The 19528-nt window shown below is 44.6% G+C and carries 17 protein-coding genes; 12 read left to right on the top strand and 5 right to left on the bottom strand.

Going from position 1 to position 19528, the window contains the following annotated elements; all coding sequences use genetic code 11:
• Positions 1-9 precede the first annotated feature (9 nt).
• Positions 10-642, top strand: coding sequence for a LysE family translocator (locus DFP76_RS05935; RefSeq protein WP_113873749.1), 633 nt, complete (start codon positions 10-12; stop codon positions 640-642).
• A 134-nt stretch (positions 643-776) separates the two neighbouring features.
• Here the strand turns inward: DFP76_RS05935 and DFP76_RS05930 are convergent, their stop codons facing one another.
• The gene (locus DFP76_RS05930; RefSeq protein ID WP_113873748.1) at positions 777-1202 is read right to left on the bottom strand and encodes a DUF3010 family protein; all 426 of its coding nucleotides are present in this window, start codon (positions 1200-1202) and stop codon (positions 777-779) included.
• A gap of 299 nt (positions 1203-1501) precedes the next feature.
• Here DFP76_RS05930 and DFP76_RS05925 point away from each other — a divergent pair, with 299 nt between their 5' ends.
• Positions 1502-2746: a pyridoxal-phosphate-dependent aminotransferase family protein gene (locus tag DFP76_RS05925; RefSeq protein WP_113873747.1), complete on the top strand. Its 1245-nt coding sequence runs from the start codon at positions 1502-1504 to the stop codon at positions 2744-2746.
• Between the two features lie 34 nt (positions 2747-2780).
• On the opposite strand, the gene yddG is transcribed toward DFP76_RS05925, so the two are convergent.
• Positions 2781-3704 (bottom strand): aromatic amino acid exporter YddG, encoded by a 924-nt coding sequence (gene yddG, locus DFP76_RS05920; protein ID WP_113873746.1) that lies wholly within the window; start codon positions 3702-3704, stop codon positions 2781-2783.
• 239 nt (positions 3705-3943) lie between these two features.
• Here yddG and DFP76_RS05915 point away from each other — a divergent pair, with 239 nt between their 5' ends.
• The 6 genes from DFP76_RS05915 (at position 3944) to DFP76_RS05890 (ending at position 10243) form a co-directional block, all read left to right on the top strand.
• Positions 3944-4936: a Bug family tripartite tricarboxylate transporter substrate binding protein gene (locus DFP76_RS05915; RefSeq protein ID WP_113873745.1), complete on the top strand. Its 993-nt coding sequence runs from the start codon at positions 3944-3946 to the stop codon at positions 4934-4936.
• Positions 4937-5019: 83 nt separating this feature from the next.
• Positions 5020-5460 (top strand): tripartite tricarboxylate transporter TctB family protein, encoded by a 441-nt coding sequence (locus DFP76_RS05910; protein ID WP_113873744.1) that lies wholly within the window; start codon positions 5020-5022, stop codon positions 5458-5460.
• Between the two features lies 1 nt (position 5461).
• Complete coding sequence (locus DFP76_RS05905) at positions 5462-6976, top strand: tripartite tricarboxylate transporter permease (RefSeq protein WP_113873743.1); 1515 nt, start codon at positions 5462-5464, stop codon at positions 6974-6976.
• 102 nt (positions 6977-7078) lie between these two features.
• The gene (locus DFP76_RS05900; protein ID WP_113873742.1) at positions 7079-7762 is read left to right on the top strand and encodes a response regulator transcription factor; all 684 of its coding nucleotides are present in this window, start codon (positions 7079-7081) and stop codon (positions 7760-7762) included.
• Positions 7725-9185 carry a sensor histidine kinase gene (locus tag DFP76_RS05895; protein WP_113873741.1) on the top strand — a complete coding sequence of 487 codons (1461 nt, stop codon included), beginning with the start codon at positions 7725-7727 and terminating at the stop codon, positions 9183-9185. The genes DFP76_RS05900 and DFP76_RS05895 overlap by 38 nt, the downstream gene beginning before the upstream one ends.
• Positions 9185-10243, top strand: a complete 1059-nt coding sequence (locus DFP76_RS05890) for an ABC transporter substrate-binding protein (protein WP_113873740.1) — start codon at positions 9185-9187, stop codon at positions 10241-10243. Before DFP76_RS05895 ends, DFP76_RS05890 begins: the two co-directional genes overlap by 1 nt.
• On the opposite strand, the gene DFP76_RS05885 is transcribed toward DFP76_RS05890, so the two are convergent.
• The gene (locus tag DFP76_RS05885; RefSeq protein ID WP_113873739.1) at positions 10197-10946 is read right to left on the bottom strand and encodes a helix-turn-helix domain-containing protein; all 750 of its coding nucleotides are present in this window, start codon (positions 10944-10946) and stop codon (positions 10197-10199) included. The two genes, DFP76_RS05890 and DFP76_RS05885, sit on opposite strands and share 47 nt — an antisense overlap.
• Positions 10947-11094: 148 nt before the next feature.
• Here DFP76_RS05885 and DFP76_RS05880 point away from each other — a divergent pair, with 148 nt between their 5' ends.
• The 3 genes from DFP76_RS05880 to DFP76_RS05870 all read left to right on the top strand — a co-directional run bounded on the left by DFP76_RS05880 (position 11095) and on the right by DFP76_RS05870 (position 13266).
• Positions 11095-11712 carry a methylamine utilization protein gene (locus tag DFP76_RS05880; protein ID WP_113873738.1) on the top strand — a complete coding sequence of 206 codons (618 nt, stop codon included), beginning with the start codon at positions 11095-11097 and terminating at the stop codon, positions 11710-11712.
• Between the two features lie 156 nt (positions 11713-11868).
• Complete coding sequence (locus tag DFP76_RS05875; RefSeq protein WP_113873737.1) at positions 11869-12807, top strand: SPFH domain-containing protein; 939 nt, start codon at positions 11869-11871, stop codon at positions 12805-12807.
• A 3-nt stretch (positions 12808-12810) separates the two neighbouring features.
• A complete protein-coding gene (locus tag DFP76_RS05870) occupies positions 12811-13266 on the top strand; it encodes an NfeD family protein (RefSeq protein WP_113873736.1) in 456 nt (151 codons plus the stop codon).
• 74 nt (positions 13267-13340) lie between these two features.
• Here DFP76_RS05870 and DFP76_RS05865 read toward each other — a convergent pair whose 3' ends face one another.
• Positions 13341-14192: a universal stress protein gene (locus tag DFP76_RS05865; RefSeq protein ID WP_113873735.1), complete on the bottom strand. Its 852-nt coding sequence runs from the start codon at positions 14190-14192 to the stop codon at positions 13341-13343.
• A gap of 29 nt (positions 14193-14221) precedes the next feature.
• Entirely contained in the window at positions 14222-15712 is a 1491-nt protein-coding gene (locus DFP76_RS05860; protein WP_113873734.1) for a SulP family inorganic anion transporter, read from the bottom strand.
• 355 nt (positions 15713-16067) lie between these two features.
• Here DFP76_RS05860 and DFP76_RS05855 point away from each other — a divergent pair.
• A partial coding sequence (locus tag DFP76_RS05855) for a retention module-containing protein (RefSeq protein ID WP_113873733.1) occupies positions 16068-19528 on the top strand: 3461 nt, incomplete at its 3' end.

The following is a 19528-nucleotide window of genomic DNA, read 5'->3' as shown; positions in this document are numbered from 1 at the left end:
GAGTGAACGTTGAAGATTGAACTGTGGTTTTTGTTTTTTTGTGCCTATTTATTTATTACTTTGGCGCCTGGGCCAAACGTCATTTTTGTGGTTCAGAATGTCGTTAAGTATGGGTATCGTAAAGCTTTGTTGTCGATTCTTGGGAACCTTACCTGCCAAGCCATTATTGTCCTTTTAGTGGCTTGTGGGGCTGGAGCAATGTTAGAGAAATCACCGATGGCGTTTTTTATCCTGAAGGTGATTGGGGGAGTCTATCTTATATATCTGGGCGTGACTGGATTACTGAATCAACGAAGGAAAGAAGGGGGAGGCAAGAAACTGGGGCATAAAGAAAGAGAGACTAGAGTACCTTCGTGCTTCAAAACAGGGTTCTTCGTTTCTGCAAGTAACCCCAAAACCGTCATTTTTTTATCGGCCTTTTTGCCACAGTTTATATCGTCGGATTATGCGGTGGCACAGCAATTTATGATCATGTTTGCTTCTATATGTCTGATCGTCACCTTGGTTCATCTTTCGTACTCTTATCTTGCTAAAAATATTTCAAATGCATTCCAAACAACCACGCTTGGTAAGGCATTTTCGAAAATCTACCATACGGTTTTTATTGCATTGGGTGGCGGTCTAATTTTCAGTAATAGGTAGAGTGTTGAACTTAGAATTCTCTAAGGGAGAGTGCTTGAATATTGACTTTATCGCTTATGGCTAACCTAAAAAAGTCCTTCTCATTCTATGTTTTGTCAGACACCAATTGGTGTCTGACAAAACATACAAAATAATCAGTCTTGAGACAACGCCACATAGGCGACGGTAAAAGCGCCTTCCTGAAATGCTTTTAGCCCAGTTGCTTTGAAAGGAATCGGCAATGGGTTGTTTTGCAAGGTTTCTTTGATTTTACTGCTGTTGAACAGATCCACCTGAACACTGTCGATGAGCTGCAGTGCCGCTTCAATTTTAAATCCAACGGCTCCGCCAGCAAATTTTCCTTTGGTTGGGCGCTCTTTGATGGCGACCTGAGTGACTTTATAGTCTTCGAAAAGCTTTTTGAGTGTGAACTGCAGTTTGCGTATGTTTTCACTGTCATTTGGATTGTTTAAGGGAAGTCGGATTTGACGACAGTCAGGAATTTGAAATAAGCCGTCTTCTTTCGACATGAGACAAAGGATGGCTTCACTGCCTTTGATTTCGACACCACAAGTAATCATAAAATAGCCTTATCATTGAAGATTTTTGCCATTATCTCATACTTGTTGTGATTCTCGCAGAGTAAAAAAAACTGCTTGTTTTCATGAAAAGAAGTCAGATCTAACGCGAAAAGGTTGGCCTCTGGTGGATTACACTCTTTTCATTTTCTTGTCTCTTAAAGTTACGCAGAATACGTTACTATTTCAAAATAATATTTTGTTAAATTGCAAAATACGAGATTTTCTACTGATTAATGTGCGAAAACGTATTTTTAGTCGGTGGTTGTTTTTCTTTACTCTGACAAATTAGGTTGTATTCAATGACTGCTTCATCGCCTCTTGGCGTGACACCACCACAGGTAAAATCTTTAGATGAAATTCTGCCACACGAGCCTTTATTGATGATGGGGGCGGGTCCTGTGCCTATTCCAGAACGCGTCGCCAAAGCCAACTCTGTGGTGATTAATCATTTGGGGAGTGTCATGGCTCAGGTTATAGACCAGGTTAAGTCCATGGCGCGCTACGTTTTTCAAACTGAATCCGAATGGGTTTTGGGTGTAGCGGGGCCAGCCTCGGCGGCGATGGAAATGGCGGTGGCCAATTTGTTGCAAAAAGATGAGCGAATCTTGTGTATCAACAATGGTTTCTTTAGTCATCGTATGGCAGAGATGGCCGCTCGTGTCGGTGCCGATGTTCATGAATTGCATGTCGGTACGTATGAGGCTGCGGACCCTGAACGAGTGCGTAAAGCGATTGAAGAAACCCGTCCCAAAGTTGTTACTTTGGTCCAGGGTGAAACCTCTAACACTGTGTTTAATCATACCTTGGAAGACATCGCTAAAATTGCGAAATCTTATGGTTGTTTAGTGGTAGTGGATGCGGTTTGTACCTTGAGTACCATGCCGTTGAAAATGGATGAGTGGCAAGTGGATGTAGTGATTACCGGTGGTCAAAAAGGCTTGTCTTCTATTCCAGGTGCGTCTTTGTTGGCTTTTTCGGATGAGGCTTGGTCCGCTATTAAGCGTCGTACTCAGCCTACCGCTCAGTGGTGCTTTGATGTGCAACTGGCAGAAAACTTCTGGCACAAAGATGGTTATCATTACACTGCACCAGTGTCTGGCATTATGGCGCTTCATGAAGCTTTAAAGTTGGTGTGTGAAGAGACTCTTGAGCAACGATTTGCTCGTCATTTGCGTTGCTCAAAAGCCTTGCAGACGGGGATCGAAGGAATGGGGCTAGAATTGTTTATTGCTTCGGAAGCGCGACTGAATTCTGTGGTTGGGATTAACATTCCGCAAGGATTAACCGCCAACCAAATTTGTCATCATATTTCGGATGTGTATCGAGTTGAAATAGCCGGTTCATTTGGACAGCCCATTGTGCGTATTGGTCAAATGGGAGAGCAATGTCGTGAACACAATCTGTTCCGCACCTTGCATGCTCTAGGCAGTACTATGCGAGATTTAGGTGTAAAAGTGGATCAGCCCAATGGTATGGCAGAGATGGAAGCGTATTTACAGCGTATGCCAAGAACCTTAGGGCAAGTGACTCAATCCGTCGCCTAGCCACGACAGATCATTTAGTGAGTAACAATGCCCCTTATGTTTGGGGCATTTTTGTTTCTGGCTTTTTATTTGGCATGAAACTGGCGAACAGGGCACCAAACGTAATGAATAAGCACGCGATGATTTGACCTTGGGTTAGCTCTGCTTCTGTAAACAGACCAAGCCAAGCGGTAGAAAGAGCTGGAGCGGTATAAGACAACACGCCCAATAAAGACAAATTGCCACGTTTAACACCAAAGTCCCAGCAAAAAAACGCCACACCAACTGGCCCTAATCCTAGACCAAGAATGGCGACCCAGGCACTGCTTGATAGAGTATCTGGTGTGGTTTCCATTGCGAAGTGACTGACGCCTGCCAGTATTGTGGTGATTAGGCAGTACCAAAGCACAGAGCTTGACGGTACATGTTGATAGCGTCGGTTAGCTACAGAATAACTAGACCACAGTAGGGCGCAAGCAAAAGCCGCGGCATACCCAGTCCAATGTACTTCAATATGGTTGCTATCTGCTAAGGGTGCTTTTGATTGCAGCATGATGGCTGTACCAATAAAAGCGACGACGGCACCAACGAGGTGAGTCCAAGATAGATGATTTCCCTTGGTCATACCGGCCATTAACACAATCAGCAGTGGCCATAAATAGGCGATGAGGCCAGCTTCCACTGGTGGTGCGTGCTGAAAAGCATAGAAATAACAAAAGTGATAGCAAAAAAAACCTAAGCCACCCATGGCGATGGCGCTTTTGGGTGTGCCTTGCCAAGAGGCTTTAATCTCTCCTTTAGCAAGATACACACAGAAAAACAGTATGGTTGCCACACCAAATGTCAGTGTTAACAGAAGCAAAGGTGGGACAAGACCGGCTTGTGTTGTAAATAGGGCTAAGATACTCCATAGCAAAATCGCAATGCTGCCAATAAGGGTGGCTTGTGGGGAGGAATGGTTTGATGTAGCCGTATTCATGAAATGCCCTTAACAATAGATATTTCTATAGCTTACGAGTTTTAAGGAGTTTTTACATTGTCAAAAACACGGAAAGGCGTTGTTAAAAACACGTTTTTTTACTAATCCGACAAAATAAAAAAGGCTGTTGACAGGGTGGTGACAGGTTTGAGCGTTAAGGTGAAGCTCATCAAGTTTACTGAGTATTTACTTTAGAAACTTGATTCGCTAACAAAAACAATAACAAGCAGGAGAAAATCATGCTTAAAAACCTATCTTTGAAGTCTGTTCTTGTCTCTGGTGCGGTCGCACTCTCTATGGTCGGACAGGCTCACGCCTATGAACCCGCTCGCAGTGCTGAATGTATCGCGCCAGCTAACCCTGGTGGTGGTTGGGACTTCACTTGTCGTAGTGTTGGTAAGGTTTTAGTCGATCAAGATTACATCAAAGGTAATGTGCAAACGGTTAATATGTCCGGTGCTGGTGGTGGTGTCGCATTTGCGCACACGGTCAGTAAACGAGCTAAAGATGATAACTTGATTGTTGCCGCCAGTACGGCAACCACAACTCGCCTTGCACAAGGCCAATTCCCAGGTATGAATTCAGACCAAGTAAAATGGGTTGGTACATTGGGTGCGGATTACGGCATCATTGCGGTTGGTAAAGACTCCAAATACACCTCTCTTAGTCAATTGATTGATGCCCTTAAGCAAGATCCTACTTCGGTGAAATTCGCTGGTGGTAGTGCGTCAGGCGGTTGGGATCATTTAAAAGTCTTGATGACAGCGCAAAAAGCACAGGTAGAGAATCTGCCTAAGATTCGTTACTTGGCATTCAGTGGTGGTTCTGAAGCGCTTGTTCAGGTAGTTGGCGGTCACGTTGACGCGTTCACCGGTGACGTTTCTGAAGTGAAAGGTTTTATGGATTCTGGTGATTTGCGTGTGTTAGCTGTGCTATCAGAACAACGTTTGCCAGCACCGTTTAATGCAATCCCAACGGCTATGGAACAAGGTATTGACTCTGTTGCACCAAACTGGCGTGGTTTCTATGTGCCAGGTAAAGCGAGCCAAGAATCTTATGATTGGTGGGTAGATACCATGAATGAGTTGTATACGACTCAAGAGTGGAAAGACATCATGACGAAAAACGGCCTGATGCCATTCCATAAGTCAGGCGCTGAATTTACCCAATTCGTTAAAAATCAAACCTTGGATATCCAAATCCTATCCAAAGACATCGGTTTGATCCGCTAATAGCACACCGTTATTTGGAGGGGGAACCCCCTCCTGTTTTCATTTTTATTTATTTTACTGATTAACTAACATGGAGCAGAAACATGCGCGTAAATGATCGTGTGTTTGGCATGCTGATGCTGATTCTCGCCGTTGCATATGGCTGGGAAGCGACACAATTTCCTGTGCCTTTTGGTGGGCATGAAAGTGTCGGACCTGAAACTTTTCCTATCATGCTGTCCATTATTCTCGGGATCAGCTCAATTTATATGATGGTACGACCAGACCCAGATGAGAAGTGGGCTCCAGTGGCTATGTTAGTGGAGTTGGCTATTGTGGTGTTGGCAATGTTGGCTTTTGCTTGGGCAATTGAGCCAATTGGCTTTATGCCAGCTGCTGCGTTGGTTGTGTCTTTTTTATGCTGGCGTATGGGCGCGAGTATTTCGAAGAGTGTGATGACTGGTGTAATTAGTTCTGTTGCCATCTTCTTCCTATTTAATCATGTGCTTGAGTTAGCTCTGCCACTCGGTTTATTGGAGTTTTAATATGGATACACTCAGTTTATTGATGCAAGGCTTTGCTGTTGCACTCACCCCAGAAAGCATTATGTTTGCCGTGGCTGGGGCGATTCTAGGAACACTTATTGGCGCATTGCCTGGTTTAGGTCCAGCAAATGGTGTGGCGATTTTGATTCCCTTGGCGTTCAGCTTGGGTTTATCACCAACATCGTCTCTTATCTTGTTGACCTCAGTGTATGCTGGTGCCATGTATGGTGGTCGTATTTCTTCTATCCTACTGAATATTCCAGGGGATGAGCCTGCCATGATGACCTGTTTGGATGGTTATCCTATGGCATTGAAGGGCAAAGCCGCTGAAGCTTTGGCGATTTCAGCGATTGCTTCGTTTATCGGCAGTTTTATTGCTACCATTGGCTTGGTGATTTTAGCGCCGATCTTAGCTAAATTTGCTTTGAAATTTGGTCCTTCTGAATACTTCGCTTTATTTGCGTTAGCTTTTGCGACTCTTGGCGGTATTACAGGTAAAAACCAATTTAAAACCCTAATGGCGGCGGCTATTGGTTTGATGATTGCGACGGTCGGTATTGATATTTCGACTGGTGTTCAGCGTTATACCTTCAACACCTTAGAGTTGTTTGAAGGGGTAGACTTCATTATTGCCATTGTTGGTTTGTTTGCCATCAGTGAATTGCTGTTCTTCCTTGAGCGTCATGCTGGTGATGGTCTGAAACAAGTGGCGATTAATAAGTTAAAACTGTCGGCGAAAGACATTATCAAAGTCTTGCCAGCGTCTATTCGTGGTGCTTTGCTGGGCTTTGTGTCTGGTGTATTACCTGGTGCTGGTGCTTCTCTTGGTAGTTTCATTAGTTACACTCTAGAGAAACGTACCTCGGATAAAGGCGAATTTGGTCATGGTGATCCGCGTGGTGTGGCAGCGCCAGAAGCGGGTAACAACGGTGCGGCATCGGGTGCGCTTGTGCCTATGTTAACTCTTGGTGTGCCAGGTAGTGGAACAACGGCTGTCTTATTGGCGATGTTGATTTCGCTGAATATCTCACCGGGTCCGATGTTGTTCCAACAAAACGCAGACCTAGTTTGGGGTGTGATTGCAGCCATGTTTGTTGGTAACTTGGTGTTGCTTTTGCTGAACATTCCTATGGTTGGCATCTTTGTGAAGTTGTTGAGCATTCCACCTAAATACCTTATGCCGATTGTGACCTTGATCGCTTCGGTCGGTATCTACTCTGTGAGTCACAGTGCGTTGGATTTGTATTTCATGGTAGGTTTTGGTGTTGCCGGCTACATTTTTCGTAAAGTGGATATTCCATTGGTACCGATTATTTTAGGCATGTTGCTTGGGCCTGAAATGGAAAAAAGCTTACGTCATGCCTTAGTTTTATCCGATGGCGATTGGAGTGTACTTTTCAATAGTGGCTTGAGTATTGGTTTATGGATCGTAGCAATTCTTGGATTGGTTCTACCTATTATTGTTGGTCCGATTGTCCGTGCTAAGATGGCCAGATCAAAAAATAGTACTCGCTAATTATTAATGCGATGACTCGAAAACTGAAAAATTCGGACGGTTTTTACCGTTCGAATTTTTTTGCTTTATACCAAAAAATAATAATGAATTAGTAGGCGTCTTATGAGAATTTTAGTCGTTGAAGATACGCAGGTTTTAGGCCAAGCCATATGTGAGCGTTTGACTTCTCTTGGTCATGGCGTTGATTTGATAACAGATGGTAAACAGGCGGATGAAATGCTGCGCTATCAATCTGTGGATTTGATCTTGCTGGATTTGAATTTACCAGGGTTGTCTGGTCTACAATTGTTACAAAAGTTACGCCAGCGCGACGATGATACGCCGGTGCTGATTTTGACGGCCCGTGATCACATTGAAGACCGTATTCGTCTGCTGGATGCTGGTGCAGATGATTACCTGACCAAGCCCTTTGATTTTGGTGAGTTAGAAGCCAGATGCCGAGCTTTATTAAGACGCAAACAAGGTTATGCGGCCAATGTCACAGAGCACGGTAATATCCAAGTGAATCGAGATAGTCGACAGGTGTTTATCGAAGGCGAGTTAACGCCAATTACCAATCGTGAATTTCGCTTGCTGGAGATCTTTCTTGGGCATCTAGGTCGAGTTTTAAGTAAAGATGAGATAACCGATCACCTTTTTAATTTCAATGAAACGCCAGGGCCAAATGCCATTGAGTTGTACGTTGGGCGCTTGCGAAAAAAGATGTTGAAAGGGGATTTACTGATCAGCACATTAAGAGGAATTGGCTATGTGGCAGAAATCACTCAGCCCACAAAATCTGAGTGATGATGAAAAGCTGGCGTTAAAAAAAGCCCCCTCATTACGCTTTCGTTTTATTGTCTCTGGTGTCATCGTTATATGCGTTATTGCTGGCATCGCAATTAATCTGATTTTTGACTACAGTCGTCAGTTGGCAGATTTATCCTATGATCGACTATTGCGTAGTGCCTTGTTGCAAATGGATGAAAATATCGCACTGATAGACAACCAGGTCAGTGTTGATATCCCTTGGTCCGCTTTTGCCACTCTAGCTCAAGCGGATGAAGATCGAGTGTTTTACAAGGTGGAAAGCTTAGAGCAGGGTTTCATTACAGGGTATAACGATTTGGATTCTGAGCCGCCCAAGCAGCCTGTTTTGGATCAAATGCAATTCTATAATCAAAGTTATTCTGATGAATTGGTCCGATTTGCTTGGCTCGAACGTCACCTAACAAACCCTGAAAGCGCACAAACTGTCCGTATTATTTTAGGCCAAACGCGTCTATCTAGGGAAAGAATGGCTTCCTCTATTACGCAACGTGCGGTTGAGGTGGTGGTGTTAATTGCATTGGTTGCCATTGCCTTAATTATGATCGGTAGTCATCTGGTATTGCGTCCTTTGCATCGCATTGAGTGGGCGCTAGAAGAGCGTGTAAAAGGCGATTTAACGCCGATTACCATCAACACACCAAAAGAAACGCATCACCTTAAAGTCGCCATTAATCACTTTATGGCGCGTTTACAAAAGAACCTTGAGCAACTCGAAAATTATACGGCAGATGCCGCGCATCAATTGCGTACGCCTTTGGCGAGTTTGAAAGCGTTGGCAGAGAATGCACGGGATAATACCTCACCAGAAAAACAGCATCAGGCCCTCGAGAATATCGTTCGTCAGTGTGATTATCTGAGCCAGACCGTCACCTTATTATTGAATCAAGCTGTGGTGTCACATCGCTTGCAAACTCACCGATTGGAACCAATAGACTTGTTGGAGCCAATTACGGCGTCTTGTCGTGAACACGCTGTGCCAGCGTTACATCAAGGAGTGCGTTTGTCTTATGAATGTTCGCTTCAGGAGGCTTGGGTGCTTGGTGATAGTTTTTCGATTCAGCAGATGATGCAAAACCTAATCGAGAATGCTGTGCGTTATAGTGGCCATCAAAAACAGCAGCAAACAGATGTCATTGTTCGAGTAGAGGAGCTGTCGAAAATCTACCGTATTCAGGTGATTGACTATGGTGATGGCATTGCTGAAGAAGAAAAGGAGCGCGTGTTTGAGCGTTTTTATCGGGCTCGTTATGACATCGCAGGGAGTGGCGTTGGCTTGTCCATGGTGAAAGACATTTTAGATCATCATCATGCTCATATCGAAATTCTTGATACGCAGCCCAAGGGCACCACCTTTCAAGTGGACATAGACAAATTAAGTTTCTTCCGAGGGCAAATCTGATGAAAGCATGGTTTACGATTGTGATGTGTTTTAGTTTGTCGTTGGCTTGGGCGGAGTCTCCAACCGTCTGGTTTGGAAAAAAGAATGCATCACGAGTATTAGTGATTAATTCGGCTTTAGACTTGACGTCATTTGAACCCATTTTGCAGGATTTTGTAGCGCAATACCCAGACGTTCGAGTTGCTTATCGTGATGTGAATACTCTTGAACTTTATTATTTGACCATTAAAGAGCAATCGAATCCAGTGGCGAGTTTGGCGATTAGCAGTGCTATGGATCTGCATTTTAAGCTGGTCAATGATGGCTATGCTCGAACTTATCAGTCAAGTTTAACGGACAATTTACCGCAAGACTTTAAGTGGCGTGATCAGCTTTTTGCATTTTCATTAGAGCCGATTGTGATGTTGGTCAACAAAGATGCCTTTCCTGGGCCGCTACCGGAAGACCGGCAGTCATTGTTGCAGACCATACGACAGCATGGTCCAGCGATGACAAAGCGAATTGGTACGTATGATATACGCCAAAGTGGTGTGGGTTACCTTTTGGCGAGCCAAGATGCTCGCCAGGCGGATTTAACGTGGGGGCGTTTGTTAGAAGCGTTTGGTAGTCACGATGTGCAGACCTATTGTTGTACTCATAACATCATAGACGATGTAGCGGACGGTAAGTTGGTGTTGGGTTATAACTTACTTGGTTCGTATGCCTCACAAAGAGCAAAAGACGATGATCGTCTTAAAATGATTTTGCCGAAGGATTTTACCTTGATGTTAATGCGCGCAGCCTTGATACCCAAAAATGCGCCAAACCCTCAGGATGCAGGTTTATTTATTGATTTTTTATTGTCTGATCGCGCTCAAAAAATGATGCAAGAGCAGGGACTGCTATTCCCAATACATCCCGATATTAAGAATGCAGAAGACCCTTTTGTGGTCAGTGCACCAGGGCCAACTGGCATCATAGAGCTGGACCAGCAGTTATTAGTGGGACGGGATCATGCCAAACAGCAGCGCTTTATTCGCAACTGGGAAATTGCTTTTGAGATTCAACGAGAAGAGTAGAGCGAAAAGTACCAGGTGTCATATTTTCATGCTGATGGAAGAGTCTGACAAGGGCGCTGGCGTTGCTTAGTCCTACTTTTTCTGCAATCTCATCAAGGCTGTCTCTAGAGGAAGAGAGCCAATATTTTGCCGCTGTCAGTTGCTTTTTAAGAAGATATTGCTTTGGTGTTATACCAAGTTGTTGCTTAAACAAAAGCGTTAACTGACCGCTACTTAAATGCACTTGTTGAGCAACTTCCTTGATGGTTAAGCCACTAGCGAACTCATGGTCGATCAGCTGTTTGGCTTTTTGCAACCGGATATGAGCGTGTCGAAGTGTCTCTTTGGGTACAGGTAATAAATGCTCTAACAAGGCTAAGGCTTGCTGTTGTTTGAGTGTGCTTGGATCTGCTGACAGGGTGGATAAGAAGGGCAAATAGGCTTGGGCTTGTGGGGTTAATTGGATGAATTTTTCTTGGCTTATTAGGTCTTGATTCCAAATAGGCAGTGCGTTTAATACTAGGCAGCGGTTGTCTTGCACTGCTTGATGCGTATGTGCCTGTTGCGATGAAATAAGACAGGCTTGACCGAATTCGACAGCTTGTTGTTGGCCTTCCACTTCCAATTCTAATTGTCCTGAAAGTGGCATAACGATTTGGGTGTGTGAGTGAAGGTGTGCCTTATCTGTACCTTGATAAGAGAGGATTTCAATGGAATCACGCACTGTCTTGTCCTAGTCTTGCTGTTCAGGTGATTACTTTTTAATACTGTCGTAGACTGTCAGTATTAACCGCGTCATAAATGATAAATCAATCTTTCTTTCCAGAGACTGATACTCTATACCTATCTAGACTTAAGCAAAAGGGGAAGTCATGCGATATCTATTGGTTGGTTTGTGTGGTTTGTGGTTACAAGCTGCGTCGGCTGAAATAACAATGCAACTCCTAGATCAAGATCAACAACCGGTTACAGACGCGGTGGTTTTTGTGACAGGTAAAGCGGCTACTGGTCCAATGGACAGTGCTGTGATGGATCAGATCGATGAGTCTTTTGTACCTAGAGTATTGGTCGTTCAAAAAGGGCAATTTGTTCGATTCCCTAATAGTGACGATATTCGACACCATGTTTACAGCTTTTCAGAGCCGAAAAGCTTTGAGATTAAGTTGTATAAAGGGTCCGATATAGAGCCTATTCAATTTGATAAACCAGGGTTAGTCATTTTAGGCTGTAATATTCACGATGATATGATTGGTTATATCTTTGTTGCAGATAATGAATACGCGGTTAAAACCAATGATCAAGGATGGGTGACCTTGCCAGTGGAAGCAGGTGACAGTGTTTCTATTTGGAATGAACGATTTGTCGAAGGGGTGAATACGATCAAGCGTTTTGACGTCGGCCGTGAAGCTCGTCAAACGGTCACGTTAGATCTTTATCCTCCGATTGAAGAGAGCGATCACTCTGATCACGACTATGACTATGATTGGTGACATAAAGCTTAAGGTATCCATTTGTCTTATTGTGTTTAGGTGCAGTAACCTTCATGGCATATAAGTTGATATGACAAACTCGTGCGGTAAAGAAATACCGAAAAAATAATGCTCAAATAGCCGATTGTGGCCTCTTTATGATAAGGATTTAAACAAATGGAAGTAATACTTCACTACTTATTAAGTGTACAAGTACTGGTACTGGTTTTAGCGGTTTTTCTCTTAAAGAGTTCCATAAAGTTTGTGCCGCAAAACCGTGCTTTCCTGATTGAGCGTTTTGGTAAATATCAATCTACAAAAGAAGCGGGTTTGAACTTTATCTTACCCTTTATTGATCGTGTCGCGGCCGATCGCTCTTTAAAAGAGCAAGCCGTTGATGTGCCAGAACAGAGCGCGATTACCAAAGACAATATCTCTCTTCATGTTGATGGCGTATTGTATTTTCGAGTGCTCGATCCTTATAAAGCGACTTATGGTGTTGATAATTATGTGTTCGCTGTCACTCAGTTAGCGCAAACCACCATGCGTTCTGAGTTAGGTAAAATGGAGTTGGATAAAACCTTTGAAGAACGAGATCAATTGAATACCAACATTGTCTCTGCCATTAACGAAGCGGCGGGTCCTTGGGGGATTCAGGTGTTACGTTACGAGATTAAAGACATCATACCACCTCATTCTGTAATGGAAGCAATGGAAGCTCAGATGAAAGCTGAGCGTGTTAAGCGTGCGCAGATTCTTGAGTCAGAGGGGGATCGTCAAGCGGCGATTAACCGTGCTGAAGGTGAAAAGGCGTCTGTGGTTCTTGCGGCAGAAGCGGATAAGGAAGAACAGGTGTTGCGTGCCGAAGGTGAAGCGAAAGCCATTGTCGCTGTTGCTCAAGCACAGGCAGAAGCATTGCGAAAAGTGGGTGAAGCGGCTGCGACTGAGGAAGGCCAAAAAGCCATTCAACTCGATTTAGCGACAAAAGCCATCGAAGCCAAACGCGCTATTGCGAAAGAGTCGTCGGTTGTCTTATTGCCAGACGGAGCGACAGAAGCGTCTTCTTTAGTGGCGCAAGCGACCACTATAATCCAGCAAATGAATAAAGGTAATTAGAGTATGAACTTTTTCGCCGAAAACCTTGCTCAAAGTCTTTTAGTTGTGGGGTTGATTTTATTGGTGATCGAAGTGGCTGTATTGGGTTTCTCGACCTTTTTCTTATTCTTTGCAGGCATCGGTGCCGTATTAACCAGTGTGCTTTTGTATGTGAATATGATTCCTTACACGATGTTAAGCGCCTTGATGAGTACAGGTATCTTGACTCTGATCGCCGCATTGGTGATTTGGCGTCCGTTAAAATCTATGCAAGCGAATGTGAGTGTAAAAAAAGCGCAGGGAGATTTGGTTGGGCATCAATTTATACTTAAAGACACGGTGTCGCCAACAGAATCGCCTACTCATCAGTACTCTGGTGTGCAATGGCATTTAGTTAGTGAAGAGACTATTGAAGCGGGTACTCGTGTGGAAGTCATTGAGGCTCAAGTAGGAATATTCCATATTAAAGCAATGGATTAACGTGTTTTCAAAAGCATAAAAAAAGGCCGAGTTAGTCGATCTGACTGCTCGGCCTTTTTATTATAGAAATACGATTACCGTAGAATCAATAGTGGAATATTGCTCTCGATGATCATTTTACTGGTGTTACTGCCGACGAAAAATTGGCGAACCTTCGAATGGGCATAGGCACCCATGGCCATTAAATCAATATTATGGTCATCACGATATTGTGTTAGCACTGGGTAAATCTTCCCGGGCTGAATGCTGGCGGTTACTTGAAAGCCTTCTTCTTCCAGCATGGCTTGGGCTGCTTCGAGCTTTTCTTTACGTCCTGGCGTGTCATCTCCTGCCATCACTAAGTGGCATTTGAGACCTAGTAACAAAGGACTTTTTGCAATTCTTGCAATGGCATTATCGGCCGCCTCGCGACCATCGTAGGCAATCATGAAATTTTTTGGTGGCGTGAATTCACCAATGCTAATAAGAATAGGTCGATGTTGGCTGCGTGCTACTCGTTCAATATGAGAGCCAATGGTGTGAGCGTTCATCGTATGGTGGTCGCCTAAGCGTCCTAGTACGATTAGGCGTGTATCTTCTTCCAGCTCTGCTAGGCTTTCGACAAGATCGCCATGTCGCTGTAATTGGGAGACTTGTTTGGCGCCGGCTTGCAAGGCATAAGACTTGGCATTGTCCAGAATCATTTTGCCGTGCTCAAGGGCTAACTTAGCCCGTTTTGCATCGAGCTCGACTAACTCATCTAGCAAATGTTCCCGGCTGCCAAAACCAATGGAGCCGGATAGGTCTTCTTCCGTTCGGCTCTCATCTTTTTCTAAAGAGTGCAACAAAATCAGAGGACAGGATAATTGTTTTGCCGCCCACACCGAAGCGGAGGTGACGTATTCTGATAATGAAGAACCATCAATACAGGCAATTACGTTTGTCATGGTTGCACTCCTTTATTGTTTTAATGGTTTTAGTGTCCGCCCATTAACTTCTCAACTTCTTCTGGGTCGTTATGAACACCAAATTTATCGACGACGGTCGCGCTGGCTTGGTTCATGCCAAGTAACTCAACCTCAGCCCCTTCGCGGCGGAATTTAATGACCACCTTATCTAAGGCTGATACCGATGTAATGTCCCAAAAATGGGCATCCGATAAATCAATCGTAACCTTTTCGACCGCTTCTTTAAAATCAAAAGAGGCCGTGAATTGATCTGAAGACGCAAAAAAGACTTGTCCAATGACTTTGTATTTTCGGTGTCCTGCAGTATCACCAAGTTCGCTCGTAACGGCCATGAAACGACCAATTTTATTGGCAAAAAACATGGCCGCTAACAATACGCCAACAAACACGCCTAGCGCTAAGTTATGCGTGTAAACCACGATAGAAACAGTGGCTAACATAACAATGTTAGTAGAAAGTGGGTGTTTTTTCAGGTTAATCACGGATTCCCAAGAAAAAGTGCCGATGGAAACCATGATCATCACCGCAACCAGTGCGGCCATCGGAATTTGACCGATTAGGTCGTCTAAGAATACCACCATGATGAGCAGCAAGAAGCCGGCAATAAAAGTGGATAATCGGCCGCGACCACCAGATTTGACGTTAATCACAGATTGACCAATCATGGCACAGCCTGCCATACCGCCAAGTAAACCAGAAGTGATGTTGGCAACCCCTTGGCCTTTACACTCACGGTTTTTATCACTATTAGTATCTGTGAATTCATCAACGATCGTGGCTGTCATCATAGATTCAAGTAAACCAACGACAGCTAAGCCTAAGGAGTAAGGCAAAATGATCCAAAGGGTTTCAAGGTTTAAAGGCACATCAGGCCATAAGAATATTGGTAGCGTATCTGGTAGCTCACCCATATCACCAACGGTACGAATGTCCAGTCCATAAGTCATAGCAAAACCGGTGAGAAGAACAATACAGACTAAAGGCGAAGGAATAGCTTTACCAATAACAGGCAGCAATGGAAATAGATAAATGATGCCTAAACCAACTGCTGTCATCGCGTATACGTGCCAAGTAACGTTGGTCAGTTCGGGTAATTGCGCCATGAAAATTAAGATGGCTAAGGCGTTAACAAAGCCAGTCACAACGGATCTAGAAACAAACCGCATTAGGCTGCCTAACTTGAGGTAGCCAGCGATAATTTGAAACACACCCGTTAATAAGGTGGCGGCCAACAGATATTGCAAACCATGATCTTTAACCAAGGTAACCATAAGCAGTGCCATAGCACCTGTAGCCGCAGAAATCATGCCAGGGCGACCGCCGAAAAACGAAATCACCACAGCAATACAGAATGAGGCATACAGGCCGACTTTTGGATCTACACCTGCAATGATAGAGAATGCGATGGCTTCAGGAATGAGCGCCAATGCAACAACAGTACCGGCGAGAGAGTCGCCTTTTATATTTGAGAACCAGTCTCGTTTTATCGTATCGATCATGTATTACCTTCTGCATGTATTTAGTCGCAATGAAAATTGCTATCAAGAGTGGCGTTGGGGCTCAACAAACAACTGGAAGGTTGTCTTGTGGGGGCACTATTAGAGTCTAGAAAAGGCTCAGATACACCATGGAAGAATGGTTGATAGTACAAACGCCAGAAATTTCCCAAATTATAAAGAGTTAGCCTATTTAAGGCAATCATAAGGCTTATTTATGATGCTTCGGTTACAGAGATTAACATTAATACACAAAGAACTTGGTCTAACTGTACCAAGGTACAATAGCGACACTTTCACAACTCTTCTATCTTGTAGTCAATCATAAATTTAATCCGTCATTTACCGGAGACACCGCATGAGCGATAACCAAGTATCATTTGCAACCCTAGGTGATCAAGTTGGCGTTATTACAAAATTAAGTGGTTCAGTTGTTGTTGAATCAATTGATGGCCAAGAACGAGTGGTGAAAGTTGGCGACCCTGTATTCTTTGGGGAAGTCGTTCGTACTGGAAATAACGGTAGCGTGACGATTGCCTTTGCTGATGGCACAGAAGTGCAAATTGGCAATGATGCTAATGTCGAAATAAATGACGAAATTTATAACTCTGGTAGTAATGAAGACCTTGTGGCGGATTCATCCAGTGATGTGGATGCCCTTCAACAAGCCATTTTGTCTGGTGATGACCCAACCTTAATTCAAGAAGCGCCGGCCGCAGGTGAAACGCCTAGCGAGCAAGACCGTGTAGATGTTGAAATTGAACGAAATGACAACAGTGCCTTACCAGGCTTTGGTAGTGACTCTTTGGCCCTTCCTACGTATGGATATGATACGGATAATGGATTTGGCTCTAATCTTCGAAATACAGCTAACACAACGATAAGTGAATCAACTTCAAATGATTCAGTTGAAGATACTGTAGCCGAAGCCGGTACAGTAACAATTGATACCATTACATTAGATGACCAGATTAACGCGTCAGAAGCATTAGGTTTGGTATCTGTTACCGGTACTGCTGCTGGGGGCGATATCTCTACTGGCGATACTGTTACGTTAGTCATCGCAGGAAATACTTATACAACGACCGTGCAATCAGATTCTACTTGGTCTGTTGATGTTGACGGTATGGATTTAGTTGCAGATACAGAGTTTGATGCGGTTGTATTATCTGCAGATGAAGCGGGTAATACGGTTGAAAGCGTCGGTTCATCAACACATACGGTGGACGATTCTGAGCTGCTTGTGAACCTGGATATTGATCCAATTACTGAAGACAGTGTTATCAATGCAGCTGAAGCGTCAACAACGGTAACAGTTACAGGGACAGTAACTGGCGATAGCTTTGAAACTGGTACTGTAACCTTAGTAATTAATGATGTTAATTATACCGCTGATGTAAATGACGACGGCACTTGGTCTGTTGATGTGGCTGGCACCGATTTGGCTGCGGATTCTGATACCGAAGTTTCTGCAAGTGTGACTGTGAGTAATAGTATTGGTCAGGAAGGAACTGCTGCAACAACTGAAGCATATTTCATAGACACATCTGCTAGAGCCTCAATTCGTGTTAATTCAATCACAAGTGATGATGTTATTAGCGCCGATGAAAGTGCTTCCACTGTCACAGTCTCCGGTCGAGTTGGTTTCGATGCATCAGCAGGTGATATTGTCACAATGACAATTGGCGGTACTTTATATACAGCTGAAGTTCAGGCCAATAAAACTTGGAGTGTAGAAGTTGCTGGTAGTGACCTTGCAGCAGATACATCTTTTGATGTAACTGTTATAGGAGAAGATGCATCTGGTAACCCATATTCAGCAACAACGACTTCAACTCATACGGTTGATCTTGCAGCAGAAGCAGGTACGGTGACGGTCAACAACATCACCGAAGACGATGTAATCAATGCCGCTGAATCTGCTCAAACCATCGCGGTAACGGGTACCGCAACTGGTGGCGACATTGCTTCTGGCGACACAGTGACCTTGGTCATCAACGACACCGAATACACCACAACCGTTGGTGCAGACGGCACTTGGACAGTGGATGTGGAAGGTTCTGACTTGGCAGCCGACACTGAGTTTGATGCAGTGGTAAGCTCTGAAGATGCTGCTGGCAACACTGTCAATACAACGGGTTCTTCTGAACATACCGTTGATCTAGTTGCGGAAGCAGGTACGGTGACGGTCAACAACATCACCGAAGACGATGTAATCAATGCCACTGAATCAGCTCAAACCATCGCGGTGACGGGTACAGCAACTGGTGGTGATATCGCGGAAGGCGATACGGTTACCCTAGAAATTAATGGTCAAACGTACACAACTCAAGTAGCCGAAGATGGCACTTGGACAGTGGATGTGGCTGGTTCTGACTTGGCTGCTGATACGGACTTCGATGCGGTGGTAAGCTCTGAAGATGCTGCTGGCAACACAGTCGATACAACAGGGTCTTCTGAACATACCGTTGATCTAGTTGCGGAAGCAGGTACGGTGACTGTTAACAACATCACCGAAGACGATGTGATCAATGCGTCTGAATCTGCTCAAACTATCGCAGTGACTGGTACAGCAACTGGTGGTGATATCGCGGAAGGCGATACCGTTACTCTAGTAATCAACAACACAACTTACACGACAACGGTCGGTGCAGATGGCACTTGGACAGTGGACGTAGCTGGTTCTGACTTGGCAGCCGACACTGAGTTTGATGCGGTGGTGACCTCTTCTGATGAAGCTGGCAATAACGTTCAAACGACTGGTTCTTCTGAACATACCGTTGATCTAGTTGCGGAAGCAGGCACGGTGACGGTCAACAACATCACCGAAGACGATGTAATCAACGCGACTGAATCAGCTCAAACCATCGCGGTAACGGGAACCGCAACTGGTGGTGATATCGCAGAAGGCGATACCGTTACTCTAGTAATCAACAACACAACTTACACGACAACGGTCGGTGCAGATGGAACTTGGACAGTGGATGTGGAAGGCTCTGACTTGGCAGCCGACACTGAGTTTGATGCGGTGGTGACCTCTTCTGATGAAGCTGGCAATAACGTTCAAACGACTGGTTCTTCTGAACATACCGTTGATCTAGTTGCGGAAGCAGGCACGGTGACGGTCAACAATATCACCGAAGACGATGTAATCAACGCGACTGAATCAGCTCAAACCATCGCGGTAACGGGTACAGCAACTGGTGGTGATATCGCGGAAGGCGATACCGTTACTCTAGTAATCAACAACACAACTTACACGACAACGGTCGGTGCAGACGGCACTTGGACAGTGGATGTGGAAGGTTCTGACTTGGCAGCCGACACTGAGTTTGATGCAGTGGTAAGCTCTGAAGATGCTGCTGGTAACACAGTCAATACGACTGGTTCGTCTACTCACACAGTGGATACTGAAGCAACTGCTGGTACGGTGACGGTCAACAACATCACCGAAGATGACGTAATCAACGCGACTGAATCTGCTCAAACCATCGCCGTAACGGGAACCGCAACTGGTGGTGATATCGCAGAAGGCGATACCGTTACTCTAGTAATCAACAACACAACTTACACGACAACGGTCGGTGCAGATGGCACTTGGACAGTGGATGTGGAAGGTTCTGACTTGGCAGCCGACACTGAGTTTGATGCGGTGGTAAGTTCGGAAGATGCTGCTGGCAACACTGTCAATACAACGGGTTCTTCTGAACATACCGTTGATCTAGTTGCAGAAGCAGGTACGGTGACGGTCAACAACATCACCGAAGATGACGTAATCAACGCCGCTGAATCTGCTCAAACCATCGCGGTAACGGGTAC

The sequence above is a fragment of the Marinomonas aquiplantarum genome (genome assembly GCF_003314975.1).
GTDB classification, from domain to species: Bacteria; Pseudomonadota; Gammaproteobacteria; order Pseudomonadales; family Marinomonadaceae; genus Marinomonas; species Marinomonas aquiplantarum.
Note: the sequence above shows the minus strand (reverse complement) of the source record. Positions and strands in the feature narration are given on the sequence as shown.